Source organism: Streptomyces sp. NPDC046465 (assembly GCF_040646035.1).
Classification (GTDB): domain Bacteria; phylum Actinomycetota; class Actinomycetes; order Streptomycetales; family Streptomycetaceae; genus Streptomyces.
The window spans coordinates 348,091-368,547 of sequence record NZ_JBEYZK010000002.1; the positions used below are offsets into that span (position 1 = coordinate 348,091).

Sequence of the window (20,457 nt, forward strand, 5' to 3'; positions counted from 1 at the left end):
GGCGCTCAGAGCTGGCAGGAGGCCGCCCGCGCGAGCAGCAGCTCCCGTTCCCTCTCGTTGCGCGCCAGCGACGCCGCCCGTTCGAACTCCGCGCACGCCTCGGCCGTCCTGCCGAGCCGCTCAAGCAGGTCGCCCCGCACGCTGGGCAGCAAGTGGTAGCCCTTCAGGGCCGGTTCGGCGCTGAGCGCGTCGACCAAGGACAGGCCGGACTCCGGGCCCTGCGCCATCGAGACCGCGACCGCGCGGTTCAGCTCGACCACCGGGGACGGGGTGCGGGCGGCGAGCAGGCCGTAGAGGACGGCGATCTGCTGCCAGTCCGTCTCCTCGTACGAGTGCGCGTGGGCGTGGCAGGCGGCGATCGCGGCCTGCAGCGCGTACGGGCCGAGGGCCCTGGACGAGGCCGCCGCGGCCCTGGCCCGCGCGAGGGCCGCGTAACCGCGCCGGATGAGGAGCCGGTTCCAGCGCGCCCTGCTCTGCTCCCTGAGCAGTACCGGCTCGCCGAACGGGCCCGTGCGTGCCGCCGCGCGCGACGCCTGCAGTTCGAGGAGCGCGGCGAGGCCGTGCGCCTCGGACTCCTCGGGCATGAGACCCGCGAGGACCCGCGCCAGGCGCAGGGCGTCCTCGCACAGCGCCGGGCGCAGCCAGTCGTCGCCCGCCGTGGCGGCGTACCCCTCGTTGAAGATGAGGTAGATGACTTCGAGGACCGAGCCGAGGCGGGCCTCGCGGTCCGGGCCGCGGGGGACTTCGAAGGCGACGTCCTTGGTGGCGAGGATGCGCTTGGCCCGCACGATGCGCTGCGCCACGGTCGGCTCGGGGGCGAGCACGGCGCGGGCGATCTCCGCGGTGGTCAGGCCGCCGAGCAGCCGCAGGGTGAGCGCCACCCGGGCCTCGGCGGAGAGCAGCGGGTGGCAGGCGGTGAAGACGAGGCGGAGCAGGTCGTCGTCGATCTCGTCGGGGTCGGCGGGGTCGGCGGGCTCGTCCGCGCCGGGCCGCATGGTCTCCAGGTCGCGGCCGACCTCCGCCAGCTTGGCGGCGTAGCGCTCGCGGCGGCGGACCAGGTCGATGGCGCGGTGCTTGGCGGTGGCCATGAGCCAGGCGCCCGGGTTGTCGGGGACGCCTTCCTCGGGCCACTGTTCGAGGGCTGCCACCAGGGCGTCCTGCGCCAGCTCCTCGGCGATGCCGACGTCTCGTACGATCCGCGTGACACCGGCGATGATGCGCGGCGACTCCATGCGGAAGACGGTCTCGACGGCGCGGCGGGGCTGCCGCTCCGGCGGTGTGCGACGGGGGTGCTCCGGCGGATGGCTCACGGCCACCCATCAGAACACCCCGGCGCACCCCCCGCAAAGGCTGGGACCGGTCCGGGCGGGCCCTGAGGCGGCCCCGCGGAGATCCGTCAGAAGCGCCCTGGCCCCAGCCCTAGCCCTCGATCTCCCGGACCTCCGCGGTGATCGTCCAGTAGTCCTCGTGGGTCCCCAGGAAGCGCTTGGTCCACTCGACCGCCTCGGCCATGTCCTTGGCCTGACAGATCGAGTAGCCGCCGATGACCTCCTTGGTCTCGGTGAACGGGCCGTCGGTCACGGACATCTCGCCCTTGTCCCAGGTCACGCGGGCGCCTTCGGAGGTCGGCCGCAGGCCCGCGGTGTCGAGCATCACCCCGGCCTTGGTGATCTCTTCGAGCAGTGCGCCCATGCGCTCCTGCAGCTCGGGGCTCGGGCCGCCCTCGGGAACGTTGTTCTCGTCGATACGGATCATCGTCAGGTAGCGCGGCATGGTGTCTCCCATTGGGTGGTGGCGGGGCCTCTCCTCGCCTCTCACCCCTGCGTCGAACGGGAGACGCCCGTTTCGACATCGTCGCCGAGATTTTTCGAGATTTCTTTCCCGGCAGGCGATTCCGCAGGTCGCAGCGGTGCGGTCGAGCCGGTCGAGTCCGTCGAGCCGGTCGAGTCGGTCGAGTCGGTCGAGTCGGTCGAGTCGGTCGGCGGGGTCGTACGGCGGCCGTGCAGCACCGCCGTCGCCAGGGCGGCCGCCACCAGGAGCCCCGCGGACGCCGCGAAGGCCGCCGCGTGCCCCTCGGCGAGCGCGCTCCTGCCCTGCCCCTGGCCCGTGAAGTTCGCCGCGACCGTGACCAGGACCGCGAGGCCGAGCGAGCCGCCGAGCTGGCGCGAGCTGTTGAGCAGTCCGGCGGCCATGCCGGTCTCCTCGGGGGCGACGCCGCTGGTGGCCGCCGTACCGAGCGGCACGAAGCACAGGCCGATGCCGACGCTCGCGACCAGCGAGGGGCCGAGGATGGAGCCGAGGAACGTGCCGCCCGCCTCGACCGTCAGGGCGAACCACCCGAACCCGGCGGCGCCGAGCAGCCCGCCCGCCACGAGGAGCGTCCGCTCGCCGAGCCGCCCGACCGTGCGGGTCGCGACCGTCGACCCGGCCACGATGCCCGCGCAGAACGGCAGGAACGCGGCGCCGGCCGCCGTCGGCCCGTACCCCATCACCTGCTGGAGGTAGAGCGAGGTGAAGTAGAAGGCGGCGAACTGTCCCGAGGACATCAGGAGGGCGAAGACATTCGCGGAGAGTACGGGCCGGTGCGCCGTGCCGAGCAGGCCGAGCCGCAGCAGCGGCTCCCGCTTGCGGGCCTCGACGGCGACGAAGGCGGCGAGCAGCAGGGCCGCCGCGCCGAGCGTGCCCAGCGTGGCGCCCGACTCCCAGCCGTACGTCTCCGTGCGCACGAGGCCGAGGACGAGCAGCGTCGTCCCGGCCGTGACAAGCAGGGCGCCGGAGATGTCGAGGCGGGGCGCGGGGCCCGTACGGCGGTCGGCGGGGACCCCGTGCCGTGCGGCGAGGAGCGCGGCGAGCACCACGGGGACGTTGATCAGCATCACGGAGCGCCAGCCGACCCAGTCGGTGAGCAGTCCACCCGCCATGATCCCGACGGCTCCGCCGAGCGCCCCCGAGACGCCCCACAGGCCGAGCGCCCGGGACCGTGCGGGGCCCGCCGCGTAGTTCACGGTGATCAGGGCGAGCGCGACGGGGGCGAGCGCCGCCGCGCCCGCGCCCTGCACGGCCCGCGCCGCGATCAGCTGTCCCGGCGCGAGGGCCAGCCCGCCCGCGAGGCTCGCCGCGCCGAAGACCGCGAATCCCCAGGTCAGGGTGCGGCGCCGACCGACCAGGTCGGCGAGGCGGCCGCCGAGCATGAGCAGGCCGCCGAAGGCGAGCGCGTAGGCGTTGACGACCCAGAGCAGCGAGTCGGGGGCGAAGTCGAGGTCGTCGCCCATGTCGGGCAGGGCGATGTTGACGACGGACATGTCCAGGGAGACGAGGAACTGCACGGTGAGCAGCACCGGCAGCAGCCAAGGCCCGCGCGGAGCGTTCGAGTTCACCGTGTCCGCCGAGTTCACCGTGTCCGTCGAGTCCGTCGAGTCCGCCGTATCTATCGGTTTCACCATGCGACGCACGTTACTATACGCGTATAGAAACTGCGCAAGGGTTGCCGCCCGCTTCCCCTCCCAGGCGTGACAATGAGCAGGTGGCAGCAGATGACAACAAGCAGACAGCGGCGGACGGGGCCGAGGCCCCCGCTACGGCGAAGAAGCGCGCCGTAGGACGCCCCCGCCGCATCGAGAAGGCGACCATCGTCGCGACCGCCCGCCGAATCCTGGAGACGGAAGGCGTCTCGGCCCTGAGCATGCGCCGGGTCGCCAAGGAGGTCGGCGCGACGCCGATGGCGCTCTACCACCACGTGCGCGACAAGGACGAGCTCCTGATGCTCACGCTCGCGGGTACCGCCGCCACGGTCCCGCGCCCCGAACTGCCCGCCGACCCGCGCGACCGCCTCCTCGCCGTCTCGGTGCACATGCACGGGATCCTGGCGGGGATGCCCTGGGTGGTCGAAGTCCTCAGCCTCGGCGACCTCACCGACGAGGGCGCCCTGTGGATGGTCGAGGAGATCATCGCCTCCGGCATCGCGTGCGGGCTCACTCCCGAGGACGCCGTTCGCGCGTACCGGACCATCTGGCACTGCGTCTACGGAGACCTGGCCTTCCACCGCGCGATGGAGCGCCGCGCCGAGGACCCGGACCGCAAGCGCCACTTCCCCGGCCTGCTCACCGACGCGGACGCGGCCGAGCTGCCCCACCTCGCGGCGCTCGCGGGCCGCTGGGCCGAACTGACCGAGGACTACGACGTGACCCGCCAACTGGGCGCGGTCATCGACGGGTTGCTGGGCCGGGCGGCACACCGCACATGATTCAGGGAGGTGTGCCAGGCTCGCCCGCGTGCCCTTCGACCACAACGACCACTACCACCCGCTGCTCCTGCGGAACCTGCCGCCCGGCGGCCGCACCGCCCTCGACATCGGCTGCGGCACCGGGCGCTTCGCCCGCCGCCTCGCGGCCCGCGGCTACGAGGTCGACGCGCTGGACCCGTCGCCGGAGGTCATCGCCGAGGCGGAGGCCGCGGGCGGCGGCCCCCGCTTCCGCCGGGCGGACGTGACGAAGGAAGACCTGCCCGCGGCCCGGTACGACGTCATCACCTGCCTGGCGAGCCTGCACCACATGCCGTTCGCCACGGTGACCCGCCTGCGTGACGCCCTCGCCCCGGGCGGCACCCTGCTCGTCCTCGGCTGCTACGCGGGCATGACCTGGTGGGACCTCGCGGCATCCCCGGCGAACGCGGTGGCCCGCGCGACGGTGTACGCCTCCGAGCGCCTGCGCGGCGAGCACACGCCCCCGCTCAAAGCCCCCGTCCGACAGCCGGACATGCGGCTCCCCGACATCCGCACCGAGGCGGCCCGCCTCCTGCCCGGCAGCAGCGTGCGCCACCTGCTGTTCTGGCGCTACTTGTTGACGTACAAGAAGTCCTAGACCCGCTCCACCGACTCGAACCGCCAGCGGTGCACCGCCCGCGTCACCAACCCCTCAGCGGGCTCCGGGAGTTCGGGCAGCTCGGCGTCGGGCCCGGCGTCCCACCAGGTGATGACGAGGACCCGGTCCTGCGGCGCGCGGAAGGTCTCGCGGCGGACCGGGGAGCCGTCGATCTCCTGGGCCCGCGCCCAGGCCAGCAGCTCTTCGCCGCGCCCCTCGACGGCACGGGCCTCCCACATCAGCGCGAGCGTCATGAGTAGAGGTTCTCCTTGCTGACCTCGTGCACGTGATCGTGATCGTGGCCGTGGCCGTGGCCGTGCGTGTGCCCCGGCACGTGCGGCTCCGTCACCGGCAGCGAGGAGTCCGCCGACAGGTCCCAGGACGAGGCCGTCCGGTTGCGGGCCACCATCTCGGCGCCGAGGGCCGCGACCATCGCGCCGTTGTCCGTGCACAGCTTGGGGCGCGGCACGCGCAGCCGGATGCCCGCCTTCTCGCACCGCTCCTGCGCGAGCGCGCGAAGGCGCGAGTTGGCGGCCACGCCACCGCCGATCATGAGGTGGTCGACGCCCTCGTCCTTGCAGGCCCGCACGGCCTTGCGGGTCAGCACGTCGACGACCGCCTCCTGGAAGGACGCGGACACATCACGTACCGGCACCTCCTCGCCCGCTGCCCGCTTCGCCTCGATCCAGCGGGCGACGGACGTCTTCAGACCGGAGAAGGAGAAGTCGTACGGGGCGTCGCGCGGCCCGGTGAGCCCGCGCGGGAAGGCGATGGCCTTCGGGTCGCCCTCGCGTGCGTACCGGTCGATGACGGGGCCACCCGGGAAGCCGAGGTTCAGCACCCGCGCGATCTTGTCGAACGCCTCGCCCGCCGCGTCGTCGATGGTCGAGCCGAGCGGCCGTACGTCGGACGTGATGTCCTCGGACAACAGCAGCGACGAGTGGCCGCCGGAGACCAGGAGCGCCATGGTCGGCTCGGGCAGCGGCCCGTGCTCCAGCTGGTCCACGCAGATGTGCGAGGCGAGGTGGTTCACGCCGTAGAGCGGCTTGCCGAGGGCGTACGCGTACGCCTTGGCGGCCGAGACCCCGACGAGCAGCGCGCCCGCGAGCCCGGGGCCCGCGGTCACCGCGATGCCGTCCAGGTCCTTCGCGCTCACGCCCGCTTCCTTCAGGGCGCGCTCGATGGTCGGCACCATCGCCTCCAGGTGCGCACGCGAGGCGACCTCGGGGACGACGCCGCCGAAGCGGGCGTGCTCGTCGACGCTGGAGGCGATGGCGTCCGCGAGCAGGGTGGTGCCGCGGACGATGCCGACGCCGGTCTCGTCGCAGGAGGTCTCGATGCCGAGGACGAGGGGTTCGTCGCGCGAGTCAGCCATGAATCTCGGTTCCTTGTACGCCGGATACGGGGGTGGAGGGATCGGTGCGGCGCATGACCAGGGCGTCCACGTTGCCGGGCTGGTAGTAGCCGCGCCGGAAGCCGATGGGCTCGAAGTTGAAGCGCTCGTACAGCTTCTGCGCCCGTGTGTTGTCGACCCGCACTTCCAGCATCACCTCGGCACACTCGAAGGCGGTCGCGGCCTGCAGCAGGTCGGTGAGGAGCCGGGCGCCGAGGCCGGAGCCCCAGTGGTCGCGCGCCACGGCGATGGTCTGGACGTCGGCCAGGTCCCCGGAGGCGGCGAGCCCCGCGTACCCGACGAGGCGGTCGCCGTCCATGGCGACCACATAGCGGCGGGTGGCCAGCGGCCCGCGCGCGTGGGCCAGCTCCGACCAGAACATGCCGCGCGACCAGGCGTCGTCCGGGAAGAGCTCCTTCTCCAGGACGAACACCGCGTCGATGTCCCACCAGCGCATCTCGCGCAGCACGGCGGCCTCGGTCGCCTGGGTCACCTGGGTGGTCACTTCGGGGTGACCACCTTGTAGTTCTTGGGCACCTGCGCGTCAGGCCTGCGCAGGTACAGCGGCCGGGGCTCCAGGAGCTCCTCGCCCGCCGCCAGCCTCTCCGCCGCCAGGGCGGCGAGCGCGGCGGCCGAGACGTGCTCGGGCGCGCGGGCGTCGGGGAAGGTGTCGGGGTAGAGCAGCGCGCCCGCGCCGACCGCGGGCACCCCCGCGACCTCGGCCGCGATGTCCGCGGGGCGGTCTACGGCGGGTTCGCCCACGCGGGTGCGGACGTCGTCGTAACGCGCCCAGTAGACCTCCTTGCGCCGGGCGTCGGTGGCCACCACGAAGGGGCCTTCCTCGATGCCCGAGGCGTACGCGAGGCCGTCCAGCGTGCACACGCCGTGCACGGGCACGCCGAGCGCGAGGCCGAAGGTGTCGGCGGTCATCAGGCCGACGCGCAGACCGGTGTAGGGGCCGGGGCCCACCCCGGCGACGATGCCCGTCACGGCGTCGAGTCCGAGGCCCGCCTCGGCGAGCACCCGGTCGACGGCCGGAAGGAGCAGTTCTCCGTGCCGCCGGGCATCGACCTGGCTCGACTCCGCGATGACGGAGGAGCCGTCGTGGAGGGCGACGGTGACGGCGGGCGTTGCGGTATCCAGAGCGAGCAAGAGCACGCGAACAGCCTACGGCTCCGAGGCGCGGCGCACGGCCGTACCGGCATCCGGCGGGCATCCGACAGGCATCCGACGGGCATCGGACGGCATCCGACGGGCATCGCACCGGCGCCGGGTGCGGATGCCCGGGGATGGGGCGTGGCTGCTGCTAACGTCAACCCGGCAGCCGTACGCAGTACTAAGAGGTGGGTGGCGCAAGGTGTCAAGGAGCAGCTCGGGATTCGTGGCCGGGCTCACCGCCGCTGCGCTCGCCGCGGTCGCCTTCCTCGCCTACCAGGCCTCGGCCAGCGCGCCGGACGACCTGGCCAAGCACCCCGGCAAGACCTCTCCCTCGGCCGCCGCGCCGCGCTCCCCGAAGGAGAAGGCGGACCCGAAGGCGGTGCCCGCGCGGTCGGGGACGGGGCAGCGCGTCGTGTACTCCGTGGGCGAGGACCGGGTCTGGCTGGTCGAGCCCGACGGGAAGCTGCGGGTCACGTTCACGGTCACGCCGGGCACGATCGACCCGGCGCCGGGCACCTACAGCGTCACTTCGCGTACCGGTGCCGTCACCGGTACGGATGGCAAGGCGGTCGAGCACGTCGTGCGGTTCACGTCCGTCGAGGGGATCGGGGTCGGCTTCAGCGCGGCGGTCGACGGCTCGACTCCGGAGCCGGACCCGTCGAAGAAGACCGGTGGCATCCGCGAGTCGCGGGCGGACGGCAATGCGATGTGGGAGTTCGCGCTGCGCGACCGCAAGGTCGTCGTTATTCCTTGATCGACGGGCGGACCGCGGGAGCGTCCTCCGTGGCCGGATCGCCGGGCGGCGTGGAGACCGCCGTCGCCGCGGCACAGGACGCCAGCAGGTCACTCATCGACAGGTGCGAGGGCATCGGCACGGGCGAGGACGTCGGCACGTGCGGCTGCGGCTGTCCGTCGTGTTCTGAAGCCGACATGGATGCCTCCTGGGCTCCGGGGGCAGACGTGGTTAGGTAGACCTAACCAGTACCTCTCTCCATGTGACCACGCCCGGCACGCGCAACGCAACATTTTGCCGACGACTTGTCGGAACGTTAGGGCGAACGTACGAGAAGAGGCCGCGCCTCAGGCCGCGCCTCAGGCCGCGAGCGACTCCAGGTCCGCGTCGGCCCACCGCTGTCCGAGACCGGTGAGCGTCACCTCGCGCACCTCGTCCGTCGTATCCCCCACCGTCGTATCCCCCACCGCCGTGTCCCCCACCGCACGGTCGATGACGATCCGCAGCCGGTCGTCCGAGAGCTCCTCGACCTTGCCGTCGCCCCACTCCACGACGATCACCGAGTCGGGCAGCGAGACGTCGAGGTCCAGGTCCTCCATCTCGTCGAGCCCGCCGCCCAGGCGGTACGCGTCGACGTGCACGAGGGCGGGCCCTGCGCCGAGCGGCGGGTGCACGCGGGCGATGACGAAGGTCGGCGAGGTGACGGCGCCGCGCACGCCGAGGCCCTCGCCCAGGCCACGGGTCAGTGTCGTCTTGCCGGCGCCGAGCTCACCGGTGAGCATGACGAGGTCGCCGGGGCGCAGGATCTTGGCCAGGCGGCGGCCCAACTCACCCATCTGACCGGGGGAGTTGACCGTGATCTTGAGTACGCCGGCGGGGGCCTGGTGGTGCGGTGCTTCCATACCGTCCACGGTAGCGGCTGGCGGACCCTGCCCGAGCCGGGACGGTCAGCCGCCCGTCCGCCCCGCACGCCCCGTCCGACCGGTCCGCCCCGCACGGTCGGCCGCCGGTACGGCCCCCACCCGCACGAGGAGATCCGCGAGCCGGTCCATGACCACCTCCGGGTGCTCCAGCATGACCAGATGCCCGGCGTCAGGGACGAGAACCAGTTCGGCGTCGGGCAGCCGCTGGGCGATCGTCTCACTGTGCTCGCTCGGCGTGACCAGGTCCTTGTCCCCGGCGAGCACGAGCACCGGCAGCTCGGCGAAGTACTTGAGCGCGTCCGCCTTGTCGTGCTCGGCGAACGCCGGATAGAACTCCGCCACCACGTCGATCGGCGTCGCCTCGATCATCCGCTCCGCGAACCGCGCTATGGCCGGGTCCACGTCCCTGCGCGAGAACGAGTACCGCTTGATGACGCCCGCGAAGAGGTCAGCGGTGGCCCGGCGCCCGCGCTCCACCAGCTCGGCCTGCGAACCGAGCGCCCGCAGCAGGCCGGGCAGCACCCGCCGGACCGCGTTCATCCCCGCCACCGGGAGCCCGAAGTTCACCTCACCGAGTTGCCCCGACGACGTGCCGACCAGGGCGATGCCCACGACGCGCTCACGGATCAGCTCGGGGAACTGGTCGGCGAGGGCCATCGTCGTCATGCCGCCCATGGAGTGCCCGACGAGGACGAGTGGCCCCTCGGGCGCGGCGGCGTCGATGACGGCCTTCAGGTCCCGCCCGAGCTGGTCGATGGAGACCGGCAGCCTGCGCTCCAGCTGGTCGGCCCCGCGTCCCGAGCGGGCGTGGCTGCGCTGGTCCCAGTAGACGGCGCGCACGACACCGCGCAGGGCGGCCCGCTGGAAGTGCCAGGAGTCCTGGCTCAGGCAGTAGCCGTGGCTGAAGACGACGGTGACCGGCGCGGGGGCCCTGCGGCCGAAGAGGCGGCGGCGCCGCGAGGCCTGGTCGCTGTCCGCCTCGACCTCTTCGACCTCGTACGAGAGCTCCGTGCCGTCGTCCGCGTACGCCGTGCCGGGCATGCCGCGCAGCGAGCCGTAGGGCCCCGAGGCGTCGAGCGCGAGCCGCGCCTTCTTGCGCATGCCGCGTCCCACGGTGAGCCGCTCTATGGCGACCCCGGCGGCCGCGCCCGCGGCGATGACCCCTATCGCGGTGCCCGCCACTCCGGCCCGGCGCCAGCTCCCCGCCGCGGCCACGGCCGCGGCCTCGGTCACCGCTTCCGCAGCGGCCGCCCCCGTGCTGCTCTCGCTCACGTACCGCTCCTCGTCATTTCCTGGTCAGTCGTCGGACCGCTCGCCCACGTCGGACCGCTCGCCCACGTCGGACCGCTCGCCCACATAGACGCGCGGGACGCGCGATCCGATGCGGGTGACGATCTCGTACGCAATGGTGCCCGTGGCCTGCGCCCAGTCCTCGGCGGTCGGCTCGCCGCGGTCGCCGGGACCGAAAAGCACCGCCTCCGCGCCCACTTCGGGCTCGTCCCCGCCGAGGTCCACCACGAACTGGTCCATCGCGATCCGGCCCGCGACCGTCCGCCACTTGCCGCCGACGAGGACAGGGGCCGTGCCGGAGGCGTGCCGCGGGATGCCGTCGCCGTAACCGGCCGGAACGAGGCCGAGGGTCGTCTCGCCCGGTGTGACGTAGTGATGTCCGTAGCTCACGCCGTGGCCCGCCGGGGCGTGCTTCACGTGGGCGAGCGAGGCGGTGAGCGTCATGACGGGCCGCAGCCCGAAGTCCGCCGGGGTGCCCACCTCGGGGCTCGGCGAGACGCCGTACATCGCGATGCCGGGGCGGACGAGGTCGAAGTGCGCCTCCGGGAGCGTGAGCATCCCGGGGGAATTGGCGATGTGGCGCACCTCGGGGCGTATCCCCCGCTCCTCGGCGTACGCCACCATCTCGCGGAAGACCGTGAGCTGCGCGGCGACCGACGGATGCCCCGGCTCGTCGGCGCAGGCGAAGTGCGACCAGAGGCCGGTGACCCGGACCAGGCCCGCCGCCTCGGCGCGCAGGGACTCGGCGACCAGCTCGGGCCAGTCGGCCGGCATGCACCCGTTGCGCCCGAGGCCCGTGTCGGCCTTGAGCTGGATACGGGCGGGCCGCCCCGCCGCACGGGCGGCGGCCGTCACCTCGCGCAGCGCCCACAGGGCGCTCACCGCCATGTCCAGGTCGGCCTCGACGCCCTCGCGCCAGGGGCCGCCCGGCGTCCACAGCCAGCACATGATCCGGCCGGGCACGCCCGCCGCGCGCACGGCGAGGGCCTCCTCCGGTGTGGCGGTGCCGATCCAGGTGGCGCCCGCCTGGCGGGCGGCCCTGGCGCAGGGCACCATCCCGTGTCCGTACGCGTCCGCCTTCACCACGGCCATGAACGCGGCGTCCGGCGCGTGGGCGCGCAGCGAGCGCACGTTGGCGCGGAGGGCGTCGAGGTCGATCTCGGCGCGGACACGGAAAGGGGCTGTCTCGTTCATCGCGGACAAGTGTCTCAGAGCCCGCCGACAGCCCCCGCCGGGCGCCGAATCCGGCCCGGCCCGGCCCGTCCCGGCCCGGCCCACACCCCTGGCTCAGCCGGGCCTGCGGACCTCTCGCCACACGGCGGGAATCGCGTCGGCCACGTCCTGCGCGCTCACGGGCGCCCCGTCCGCCGCGTGCCGCCCGGCAAGACCGTGCAGATACGCGGCGACGGACCCCGCGTCCCGCGCCCCGAGCCCCGCCGCAAGGAGGGACCCGGCGAGCCCGGACAGCACGTCGCCGCTGCCCGCGGTGGCGAGCCAGGCGGTCCCGGTGGGGTTGACGCGTACGGGGCCCCGCGCCGACGCCACCAGGGTGGTGGAGCCCTTCAGGAGCGCCGTCGCCCCGTACCGCCGCGCCAGCTCCCGTACGGCCGATAGCCGCCCCGCCTCGACCTCCGCGCGCGCCACCCCGAGCAGCGCGGCGGCCTCCCCCGCGTGCGGCGTGAGCAGCGTGGGCGCGCGCCGCGCCCGCACCGCCTCCTGCCCCGCGAGCCGCAGCCCGTCGGCGTCGATCAGCACCGGCACGTCGGCGGCGACCACGTCCCGCAGCCCCTCCGCGTCGTCGCCGAGTCCGGGCCCCACGACCCAGGCCTGTACGCGCCCCGCCTTCGCGGGCGGGCCCGCGGACACCAGCACCTCGGGGAACCGCGCGATGACGGCGTCCGCGGCGGGCCCCACGTACCGCACGGCGCCCGCGCCCCCGCGCAGCGCGCCCGCCACGGCGAGCACGGCGGCGCCCGGATAGCGGGCGGACCCCGCGACGACCCCGACGACGCCCCGCCGGTACTTGTCACTCTCCCCGCCCGGCACGGGCAGCAGCCCGGCCACCTCGGCGAACTGCAGAGCCTCCAGTTCGGCCTCGTCGGCCGCGAGTTCGAGCCCGATGCCGACGAGCCGCACGGCACCGGCGTACTCCCGGCCCGGATCGATCAACAGCCCCGGCTTGTACGTTCCGAAGGTCACCGTCACATCGGCGCGCACCGCGTCGCCCGGCACCTCGCCCGTATCGGCGTCGACCCCGCTCGGCAGGTCCACGGCGACGACCGTCGCATCGCGCGCGGCACTGACCAGCCGGGCGGCGCGTTCCCGGAGTCCGCCGCGGCCCCCGATCCCCACGATCCCGTCGACCACGAGCCCGGCGCGGGCCACCACGCCCTCGGCCCGATCCTCGTCGGCGCCCACCACCACGCCCCCGGCGGCCCGCAACGCGGCGAGCCCCCCGGCGTGCGTGCGGTCCGGGGCGAGGAGCACGGCGCTGACCCCGGCGCCGCGCCGCGCGAGGCGGGCCCCCGCGTACAGGGCGTCGCCCCCGTTGTCCCCGCTGCCCACGAGCAGCGCGACTCTCGCGCCGTACACCTTGCCGTACACCTTGCCGAGCAGCCGCGCGCACTCGGCGGCGAGACCGGCGGCGGCGCGCTGCATCAGTACGCCTTCTGGCCCCTGGGCCATGAGCGCGCGTTCACTGGACCTGACCTTCTCCACGCTGTACGCAGTCCGCATGGGGCCAGTCTGCCTCTATGGGGGCGGTGGAGGGCGGATCACCCCTCCGCCACCACCACCGCCGAAGCGACCCCCGCGTCATGGCTCAGCGACACGTGCCACGAGCGGACGCCCAGCGCCGAAGCCCGCTCCGCCACCGTTCCCCGCACCCGTACCCGCGGCTGACCGCTGTCCTCGACGTAGACCTCGGCGTCCGTCCAGCGGAGCCCGCTCGGCGCGCCGAGGGCCTTGGCCAGCGCCTCCTTCGCCGCGAAGCGGGCCGCCAGTGAGGCGATGCCCCGGCGTTCCCCGCCCGGGAGCAGCAACTCGCTCTCCACGAAGAGCCGTTCGGCCATCCCGGGCGTCCGTTCCAGCGCCGCCGCGAACCGTTCGATCTCCGCGACGTCGATGCCAACCCCAATAATCACCGGCTCAGCGTGCCACAGGTGATGTAGCCCACCCCCCGTCCAACCCCCCATCCCGTTCAACCAGCCGTAACAATGGACTGTGATCTCTTCGGTCTCCGTGCCACCGACGGCACCCAGGAGCGCCCACCGGCCCAAGCCGGAGGCGACTCCCTACCTCGACCTCACCCGCACCGAGTGGAGCGCGCTTCGCGAGAAGACGCCTCTGCCGCTCACGGCGGAGGAGGTGGAGCAGCTGCGCGGCCTCGGTGACGTCATCGATCTGGACGAGGTCCGCGACATCTATCTGCCGCTCTCCCGCCTCCTGAATCTGTACGTCGGCGCGACGGACGGGCTGCGCGGCGCCCTCAACACCTTCCTGGGCGAGAAGAGGTCCCAGTCCGGCACGCCCTTCGTCATAGGGGTCGCCGGTTCCGTGGCGGTCGGCAAGTCCACCGTCGCCCGGCTCTTGCAGGCGCTGCTCTCCCGCTGGCCGGAGCACCCCCGCGTGGAGCGGGTCACGACCGACGGCTTCCTCCTGCCCACCAAGGACCTTCAGGCCCGCGGCCTGATGTCCCGCAAGGGCTTCCCCGAGTCGTACGACCGTCGCGCGCTCACCCGTTTCGTCGCGGACATCAAGGCGGGCAAGGACGAGGTGACGGCGCCCGTCTACTCCCACCTGATCTACGACATCGTGCCGGACCGGCGCCTCACGGTCCGCCGCCCCGACATCCTCATCGTGGAGGGCCTGAACGTCCTGCAGCCCGCGCTCCCCGGCCAGGACGGCCGCACCCGCGTGGGCCTCGCCGACTACTTCGACTTCAGCGTGTACGTCGACGCCCGCGCCGACGACATCGAGCGCTGGTACCTGAACCGCTTCAAGAAGCTGCGCCAGACGGCCTTCCAGGACCCGTCCTCGTACTTCCGCAAGTACACGCAGGTGTCGGAGGAGGAGGCGCTCGACTACGCCCGCACCACCTGGCGCACCGTCAACAAGCTCAACCTCGTGGAGAACGTGGCCCCGACCCGCAGCCGCGCCACCCTCGTCGTACGCAAGGGCGCCGACCACAAGGTGCAGCGCCTGAGCCTGCGCAAACTGTGAGGGCCCCCGCGCACCCCGCGAGGACCCTCACACTTGCACCGCGCGCCGCCAGGCCCTAGCCCAGCGCGGACTTCACCACGTCGGCGAGGCGGCCCGCCACGGCCCTGGCCTGCTCGATGTCGGCGGCCTCGACCATCACCCGCACCAGCGGCTCGGTCCCGGAGGGGCGCAGCAGCACCCGCCCCGTGGAGCCCAGCTCGCGCTCGGCGTCGGCCACCGCGGCCGCCAGCTCCGACGAGGTCTTCACACGGGTCCTGTCGACGTCGGGCACGTTGATCAGGACCTGCGGAAGCCGCTCCATGACACCGGCCAGCTCCCTGAGCGTCCGCCCGGTCTCGGCGACCCGGGCCGCGAGCAGCAGCCCGGTCAGCGTGCCGTCACCGGTCGTCGCGTGGTCGAGGATGATCACGTGCCCGGACTGCTCGCCGCCGAGGGCGTATCCGTGCTCCTTCATCGACTCCAGGACATACCGGTCGCCGACGCCGGTCTGCACCATGGCGAGCCCCTGGCCCTCCATGGCGAGCTTGAAGCCGAGGTTCGACATGACCGTGGCGACAACGGTGTCGTGGCGCAGCGTGCCGTGCTCCCGCATGGCGAGGGCGAGCACGGCGAGGATCTGGTCCCCGTCGACCTCGGCGCCCGTGTGGTCCACGGCGAGGCACCGGTCGGCGTCCCCGTCGTGCGCGACGCCGAAGTCGGCCTTGTGCTCGACGACGGCGGCCTTGAGCAGCTCCAGGTGGGTCGAGCCGCACCCGTCGTTGATGTTCAGGCCGTCGGGCTGGGCGCCGATCGTGATGACCTCGGCACCGGCGCGCGCGAAGGCCTCCGGCGACACGCGGGCGGCGGCGCCGTGCGCCTCGTCGAGGACGATCTTCAGCCCGTCGAGGCGGTTCGGAAGGACCCCGATGAGGTGGGCGACGTACTGGTCGAGGCCCTGGTCGTACGAGGTCACGCGGCCGACGCCCGAGCCGGTGGGCCGCTGCCACGGGGCACCGGTGCGGTGCTCCTCGTAGACGGACTCGATGCGGTCCTCGAGGTCGTCGGCGAGCTTGTGGCCGCCGCGGGCGAAGAACTTGATGCCGTTGTCGGGCATGGCGTTGTGGCTGGCGGAGAGCATCACGCCGAGGTCGGCGCCCAGCGCACCGGTGAGATGAGCCACCGCGGGGGTGGGCAGCACACCGACGCGCAGGACGTCCACGCCCGCGCTCGCGAGGCCCGCGACCACCGCGGCCTCCAGGAACTCCCCGGACGCGCGCGGGTCACGCCCGACCACCGCCACCGCGCGATGGCCTTCGAAAGTGCCCGCCTCGGCCAGTACGTGCGCCGCCGCCACGGAGAGTCCGAGCGCGAGCTCGGCCGTCAGATCCGCGTTGGCGACACCACGCACGCCGTCCGTGCCGAAGAGTCGTCCCACTGCTGTCCTCCGAACGTTCCAGAAAAACCATGAACCCCTGGGAAGAGAGTCCCAGAAACCAAGACAGTTCCAGCACCCCAGGGGTTCCTGATAGACGAACGCCCCGGCAGCACGGTGAGTGCCGCCGGGGCGAACGAGAAGTACGAGCAGGCAGCGATTAACGCTTGCTGTACTGCGGGGCCTTGCGGGCCTTCTTGAGACCGGCCTTCTTGCGCTCGACCGCACGGTCGTCACGCTTGAGGTAACCGGCCTTCTTGAGGGCGGCGCGGTTGTTGTCGACGTCGGCCTCGTTCAGCGCACGGGCGACACCGAGACGGAGCGCACCGGCCTGACCGGAGACGCCGCCACCCGAGATGCGGGCGATGACGTCGTAGCGGTTGTCGAGCTCGAGCACCTTGAAGGGCTCGTTGACTTCCTGCTGGTGGACCTTGTTCGGGAAGTAGTCCTCGAGCGTGCGCCCGTTGACCTTCCACTTGCCGGTGCCCGGGACGATCCGGACGCGGGCGATGGCGTTCTTGCGACGGCCCAGGCCGGCGGCCGGCTGGGGGTCGCCGAAGCGCGCGGCGTTCGACTCAGAGGTGTACTCGCCCTCGACGGGGACCTCGGACTCGGTGGTGTACTGCTCGACGTCAACAACCTCGGTCTCTTCGACCGGCTGCTCAACGGTGGTCTCGGCCACGATTCTCCTCAGAATTTCTTACGTCTTTGGGGGGTGGTGGCCGGAACTACTGCGCGACCTGGGTGATCTCGAACGGGACCGGCTGCTGAGCGCCGTGCGGGTGCTGGTCGCCCGCGTAGACCTTCAGCTTCGAGAGCATCTGACGGCCCAGGGTGTTCTTGGGGAGCATGCCCTTGACGGCCTTCTCGACTGCCTTCTCGGGGTTCTTGTCGAGCAGCTCGTCGTAACGGACGGAGCGCAGACCACCCGGGTAGCCGGAGTGGCGGTACGCCATCTTCTGGGTCTTCTTGTTGCCGGAGAGGTGCACCTTCTCCGCGTTGATGATGATGACGAAGTCACCGGTGTCAACGTGGGGGGCGTAGATCGCCTTGTGCTTGCCGCGCAGGAGGGTGGCGGCGGTGGTCGCCAGACGGCCCAGGACGATGTCCTGAGCGTCGATGACGTGCCACTGACGGGTCACATCGCCGGGCTTGGGGCTGTACGTACGCACTTCGTAGCCTTCGCTTCTTCAGTGGATGGGGTCCAGACACACGGCACCCAGGAAGCGATCATGCAGCTGGGGCACACAATGCCGGGGACGCTGCCCGTATGCGAGCCACTGGTAACTGCTCCAGGGAACCTACGTATGGGCCCTTCGCGTGAGAACGACGACACCAATACGCATAACAATCCACGAGAGTACCCGTGCCGCCCCGTACAGGTCAAAACGCGGACCTGGAGACCGGCACCACCGGCTCCACCGGCTCCACCGGCTCAGGCGGTTCCGCGCCATCCACGACAGCCGCCGTCGGTCGCAGACAGGACCGGGCGACCGTGCAGGCCAGCACGCACAGGGTGACGGAGTCCTTGAAGGCCCGCCGCGTGCCGGGTTCCAGCCAGGGCCAGGTGAACCCGGGAATCTGCGGGACGAGCGCCAGCCAGAACCACTTCCCCCTGGCCGCGGCCCCCGGCACGAGCACCCCCGCGAGCAGCAGCGGCACGACGACGAGCAGATAGTGGTCGTACGACGGCCTGGACACCAGGAACGCCGCCAGCATCAGCATCACGGCCGTCTCGACCACCCGCGACTCCCGCGGCTCCCCCGGCCCGCCGCTCCCCCAGCGCCGCCACGCACACCACACCCCCGCCCCCGCGGCCGCGAAGGCGAGCAGTGACGCCGCCCCCTGCGGCACCCCGAGCCGCGGCAGGACCGCACCGGGCGACGCCTCGTAGAGCCGTACGAAGGTGTCACCGCCCCGCAGCAGGAACGGCAGCGTCCGCGTGACGAACCCCGCCGGGTCCGGCAGGGCGAGGGCCGCCCCCGCCGACACCGCCGCGGGTACCAGCACCGCGGCGCCCAGCGCCCGCCACCGGCGCGCGAAGACGAAGAGCAGCACCACCGGCACGAGCAGCGGCTTCACCGCGACGGCGGCCCCGATCACCAGGCCCGCGGCCACCCACCTCCCCCGACACACGAGCAGCAGCGCGAGCGGCAGCGCGGCCGCCGACGCCACGGTCCAGTTGCCGAGCTGGACGAGGTGCCCGAACGGCGCGAAGCCGACGGCGAGCGCGAGCAGCCCGTAGACCGCGAACCGGCTGCGCCACGCCACCCCATGGATCCGCAGCGCGCACGCCCACCCGAAGACGAGCCCGGCGCTCACCCCCGCGGGCACCAGGTAGCGCACCACGTCCGCGGGCAGCACCGCCTGCGGCACCGCGGCGAGCACGGCGCCCGGCAGATAGAGGAAGTGCCGGTCGGCGTAGGGCGACCGGCCCGCGAGCCACGCGTCGGCGGCCCGCACCACGATGGCGTTGTCCATCCCGCCGCCCGGCCCCGCGAGCCCCACCCGGATCACTCCGGCGACGAGGACCGCCCCGAGGACCCACCGGGCCTGCCACTCGGCCGGCCGGGACAACCACCCACTAACAGCCGTTTTGCCCGTATTCATACGCCTCAGGCTAGGCCGGGCACCCCATGCAGCCCCGCTCAACATCCCGGAGTCCCCGTCTAAGATGCCGCCCATGAGCTTTGGGCAAGGGGGACCTCAGTGGGGTCCGGGTGGAACGGGCGGACCCGGCGGCGGTCCCACGCCCGACTGGGCGGCACTCGCCGAGGCCTCCGAGGCGCGCACCCGGCGCCGCAAGTGGCTGATGATCGGCGGCGGAGCCTTCGCCACGGTCGGCATCGCGGCGGCCGTGGCCATCACGGTCGTCTCCGCGAACGGCGACGGCGACACCACCTCGAACAAACCGGCGAGCGAACTGCCGACGGCCGCGGACATCCCCGGCGCGAGCAAGGACGCCGAGCCGTCCTTCGACGCGACCACACCGCCGCCCCCGCCGGACCCCAAGGACTTCATCGCCAGCGCCAAGAAGGACAAGGCGCCGCTCACCCCCGAGGGCCTCTTCCCCGGCAAGTCCCTGCGGTCGGGCGAGCACATCTATAAGAAGGGTGCGACCGACTCCACCTCAAGGTGCACGTCCGTCACGCAGAGCGCCCTCGGCTCGGTCCTCGCCAAGCACGACTGCACGCGCCTGATCCGGGCCAGCTACATCAGGAACGGCATCGCGGTCACGGTCGGCGTCGCCGTCTTCGACACCAAGCCCGACGCCGACAAGGTCAAGGACGAGGTGAAGAAGGGCCTCGTCGACGCCCTGCCCGGCAAGGGCGTGCCCGCCTTCTGCCGTACGGGGGTGTGCCGGGGCACCTACAACGCCCACGGCCGCTACGCGTACTTCACCACCACGGGCTACACCAGCGGCAAGAACGTGACGACAACGGACCGCAAGGCCTATGGCGTCGGCGACGACCTGGCCCGGTTCGCCTTCCAGCGGATCCAGCAGCGGGGCGAGGCCCAGGCGTCGGCCGCGGCCGAGGCCCCGCAGTAGCCACGCACCACGGGCGCCCGGCCGGGGCTCAGCAGCACCCGGCCCCGGGCAGCGTGCGCTTGTTCCTGGCTTCTTTGCTGCGCGCCGCGAGCAGTTCGTCGGCGGGATAGCCGACCTCCTCAAGCGTGAGCCCGTGCGGCCGCACCACATGCACGGCGGAGTCCCGCACCCCCGCCGCGAGCACCTTGCCCGGCCACTCCACGGGCCGGTGCCCGTCCCCCACGAACAGCATGGCGCCGACCAGCGACCGCACCATGTTGTGGCAGAAGGCGTCGGCCCGCACGGTGGCTTCGAGAATCCCGTCCGGCCGTCGCTCCCACCGCAGTTCCTGCAGCGTACGGATGGTCGTGGCGCCCTCGCGCTTCTTGCAGTAGGCCGCGAAGTCGTGCTCCCCGATCAGCTGCTCGGCGGCGGCGTTCATCGCGTCGAGATCCAACTCCCAGTCGTGCCACAGCACATGACTGCGCAACAGCGGGTCGACACCACCCGGATGGTCGGTGACCCGATACGCGTACCGCCGCCACACGGCCGCGAACCGCGCGTTGAACCCGGCGGGGGCCTCGGCCACCTTCCACACCCGTACGTCGTGCGGCAGCCGCCCGGCAAGCCTGCGCAGCAGCTTGTCACTGTGCTCGGCCCACACCCCCTCGGGCAGATCGACATGGGCGACCTGCCCCCGCGCGTGCACCCCGCTGTCGGTCCGCCCGGCCACAGTCAGCTCGTACGTCTCCTGCGACCGCGTCACGGTCCGCAGCGCCGTCTCGATCTCGCCCTGGACGGTCCGCTGCCCCTGCCGCTGCTTGGCCCAGCCGGAGAAGTCCTTGCCGTCGTACGAAAGGTCAAGACGCACGCGCACGAACCCGGGCGCCACTTCGTCACTCACTCGTGAATCCTCTCAGACAACACAAAAGCGGGCCCG

23 protein-coding genes are annotated in these 20,457 nt (G+C 72.7%); 5 read left to right on the forward strand and 18 right to left on the reverse strand.

Annotation, left to right across the window (positions count from 1 at the left end):
- Positions 1-5 precede the first annotated feature (5 nt).
- The 3 genes from ABZ953_RS04530 to ABZ953_RS04540 all read right to left on the reverse strand — a co-directional run bounded on the left by ABZ953_RS04530 (position 6) and on the right by ABZ953_RS04540 (position 3,443).
- On the reverse strand, positions 6-1,232 hold the full coding sequence (locus ABZ953_RS04530; protein WP_361717074.1) for a DUF6596 domain-containing protein: 1,227 nt from the start codon (positions 1,230-1,232) through the stop codon (positions 6-8).
- A gap of 187 nt (positions 1,233-1,419) precedes the next feature.
- Positions 1,420-1,773 carry a YciI family protein gene (locus tag ABZ953_RS04535; protein WP_361716578.1) on the reverse strand — a complete coding sequence of 118 codons (354 nt, stop codon included), beginning with the start codon at positions 1,771-1,773 and terminating at the stop codon, positions 1,420-1,422.
- A gap of 41 nt (positions 1,774-1,814) precedes the next feature.
- A complete protein-coding gene (locus ABZ953_RS04540; protein ID WP_361716581.1) occupies positions 1,815-3,443 on the reverse strand; it encodes an MFS transporter in 1,629 nt (542 codons plus the stop codon).
- An 80-nt stretch (positions 3,444-3,523) separates the two neighbouring features.
- Here ABZ953_RS04540 and ABZ953_RS04545 point away from each other — a divergent pair, with 80 nt between their 5' ends.
- Together ABZ953_RS04545 and ABZ953_RS04550 are read left to right on the forward strand one after the other, a co-directional pair.
- On the forward strand, positions 3,524-4,243 hold the full coding sequence (locus tag ABZ953_RS04545; protein ID WP_361716584.1) for a helix-turn-helix domain-containing protein: 720 nt from the start codon (positions 3,524-3,526) through the stop codon (positions 4,241-4,243).
- A 28-nt stretch (positions 4,244-4,271) separates the two neighbouring features.
- A complete protein-coding gene (locus ABZ953_RS04550) occupies positions 4,272-4,859 on the forward strand; it encodes a class I SAM-dependent methyltransferase (RefSeq protein ID WP_361716587.1) in 588 nt (195 codons plus the stop codon).
- Here the strand turns inward: ABZ953_RS04550 and ABZ953_RS04555 are convergent.
- The 4 genes from ABZ953_RS04555 to tsaB are packed head-to-tail and all read right to left on the reverse strand — an operon-like array spanning position 4,856 to position 7,410.
- A complete protein-coding gene (locus ABZ953_RS04555) occupies positions 4,856-5,113 on the reverse strand; it encodes a hypothetical protein (protein WP_361716590.1) in 258 nt (85 codons plus the stop codon). The two genes, ABZ953_RS04550 and ABZ953_RS04555, sit on opposite strands and share 4 nt — an antisense overlap.
- The gene (gene tsaD / locus ABZ953_RS04560) at positions 5,110-6,234 is read right to left on the reverse strand and encodes a tRNA (adenosine(37)-N6)-threonylcarbamoyltransferase complex transferase subunit TsaD (RefSeq protein ID WP_361716593.1); all 1,125 of its coding nucleotides are present in this window, start codon (positions 6,232-6,234) and stop codon (positions 5,110-5,112) included. Before tsaD ends, ABZ953_RS04555 begins: the two co-directional genes overlap by 4 nt.
- Positions 6,227-6,709 (reverse strand): ribosomal protein S18-alanine N-acetyltransferase, encoded by a 483-nt coding sequence (gene rimI / locus ABZ953_RS04565; protein ID WP_361717077.1) that lies wholly within the window; start codon positions 6,707-6,709, stop codon positions 6,227-6,229. Before rimI ends, tsaD begins: the two co-directional genes overlap by 8 nt.
- A 44-nt stretch (positions 6,710-6,753) precedes the next feature.
- Entirely contained in the window at positions 6,754-7,410 is a 657-nt protein-coding gene (gene tsaB / locus ABZ953_RS04570) for a tRNA (adenosine(37)-N6)-threonylcarbamoyltransferase complex dimerization subunit type 1 TsaB (RefSeq protein ID WP_361716596.1), read from the reverse strand.
- A gap of 223 nt (positions 7,411-7,633) precedes the next feature.
- Between tsaB and ABZ953_RS04575 the strand changes: the two genes are divergently transcribed.
- The gene (locus ABZ953_RS04575; protein WP_361716599.1) at positions 7,634-8,164 is read left to right on the forward strand and encodes a hypothetical protein; all 531 of its coding nucleotides are present in this window, start codon (positions 7,634-7,636) and stop codon (positions 8,162-8,164) included.
- On the opposite strand, the gene ABZ953_RS04580 is transcribed toward ABZ953_RS04575, so the two are convergent.
- The 6 genes from ABZ953_RS04580 to ABZ953_RS04605 all read right to left on the reverse strand — a co-directional run bounded on the left by ABZ953_RS04580 (position 8,154) and on the right by ABZ953_RS04605 (position 13,499).
- Complete coding sequence (locus ABZ953_RS04580; protein ID WP_361716602.1) at positions 8,154-8,342, reverse strand: hypothetical protein; 189 nt, start codon at positions 8,340-8,342, stop codon at positions 8,154-8,156. The genes ABZ953_RS04575 and ABZ953_RS04580 overlap by 11 nt on opposite strands.
- Before the next feature lie 160 nt (positions 8,343-8,502).
- On the reverse strand, positions 8,503-9,045 hold the full coding sequence (gene tsaE / locus ABZ953_RS04585) for a tRNA (adenosine(37)-N6)-threonylcarbamoyltransferase complex ATPase subunit type 1 TsaE (RefSeq protein ID WP_361716605.1): 543 nt from the start codon (positions 9,043-9,045) through the stop codon (positions 8,503-8,505).
- A gap of 45 nt (positions 9,046-9,090) precedes the next feature.
- Entirely contained in the window at positions 9,091-10,338 is a 1,248-nt protein-coding gene (locus tag ABZ953_RS04590) for an alpha/beta hydrolase (protein WP_361716608.1), read from the reverse strand.
- A 24-nt stretch (positions 10,339-10,362) separates the two neighbouring features.
- Positions 10,363-11,550 carry an alanine racemase gene (gene alr / locus ABZ953_RS04595; protein WP_361716611.1) on the reverse strand — a complete coding sequence of 396 codons (1,188 nt, stop codon included), beginning with the start codon at positions 11,548-11,550 and terminating at the stop codon, positions 10,363-10,365.
- 93 nt (positions 11,551-11,643) lie between these two features.
- The gene (locus tag ABZ953_RS04600; RefSeq protein ID WP_361716614.1) at positions 11,644-13,092 is read right to left on the reverse strand and encodes an NAD(P)H-hydrate dehydratase; all 1,449 of its coding nucleotides are present in this window, start codon (positions 13,090-13,092) and stop codon (positions 11,644-11,646) included.
- A 38-nt stretch (positions 13,093-13,130) separates the two neighbouring features.
- The gene (locus tag ABZ953_RS04605) at positions 13,131-13,499 is read right to left on the reverse strand and encodes a holo-ACP synthase (RefSeq protein WP_361716617.1); all 369 of its coding nucleotides are present in this window, start codon (positions 13,497-13,499) and stop codon (positions 13,131-13,133) included.
- Between the two features lie 97 nt (positions 13,500-13,596).
- Here ABZ953_RS04605 and coaA point away from each other — a divergent pair, with 97 nt between their 5' ends.
- Positions 13,597-14,577 (forward strand): type I pantothenate kinase, encoded by a 981-nt coding sequence (coaA, locus tag ABZ953_RS04610; RefSeq protein WP_361717079.1) that lies wholly within the window; start codon positions 13,597-13,599, stop codon positions 14,575-14,577.
- 55 nt (positions 14,578-14,632) lie between these two features.
- Here the strand turns inward: coaA and glmM are convergent, their stop codons facing one another.
- The 4 genes from glmM to ABZ953_RS04630 all read right to left on the reverse strand — a co-directional run bounded on the left by glmM (position 14,633) and on the right by ABZ953_RS04630 (position 18,598).
- The gene (glmM, locus tag ABZ953_RS04615; RefSeq protein WP_361716620.1) at positions 14,633-15,991 is read right to left on the reverse strand and encodes a phosphoglucosamine mutase; all 1,359 of its coding nucleotides are present in this window, start codon (positions 15,989-15,991) and stop codon (positions 14,633-14,635) included.
- 157 nt (positions 15,992-16,148) lie between these two features.
- A complete protein-coding gene (rpsI, locus tag ABZ953_RS04620; RefSeq protein WP_361716623.1) occupies positions 16,149-16,670 on the reverse strand; it encodes a 30S ribosomal protein S9 in 522 nt (173 codons plus the stop codon).
- Positions 16,671-16,716: 46 nt separating this feature from the next.
- Positions 16,717-17,160 carry a 50S ribosomal protein L13 gene (gene rplM / locus ABZ953_RS04625; RefSeq protein WP_361716626.1) on the reverse strand — a complete coding sequence of 148 codons (444 nt, stop codon included), beginning with the start codon at positions 17,158-17,160 and terminating at the stop codon, positions 16,717-16,719.
- 211 nt (positions 17,161-17,371) lie between these two features.
- The gene (locus ABZ953_RS04630) at positions 17,372-18,598 is read right to left on the reverse strand and encodes a glycosyltransferase family 87 protein (protein WP_361716629.1); all 1,227 of its coding nucleotides are present in this window, start codon (positions 18,596-18,598) and stop codon (positions 17,372-17,374) included.
- Positions 18,599-18,671: 73 nt separating this feature from the next.
- On the opposite strand from ABZ953_RS04630, the gene ABZ953_RS04635 reads away from it, so the two are divergent.
- A complete protein-coding gene (locus tag ABZ953_RS04635) occupies positions 18,672-19,538 on the forward strand; it encodes a hypothetical protein (protein WP_361716632.1) in 867 nt (288 codons plus the stop codon).
- 28 nt (positions 19,539-19,566) lie between these two features.
- Here the strand turns inward: ABZ953_RS04635 and truA are convergent, their stop codons facing one another.
- Complete coding sequence (truA, locus tag ABZ953_RS04640) at positions 19,567-20,421, reverse strand: tRNA pseudouridine(38-40) synthase TruA (protein WP_361716635.1); 855 nt, start codon at positions 20,419-20,421, stop codon at positions 19,567-19,569.
- Between the last annotated feature and the right edge of the window lie 36 nt (positions 20,422-20,457).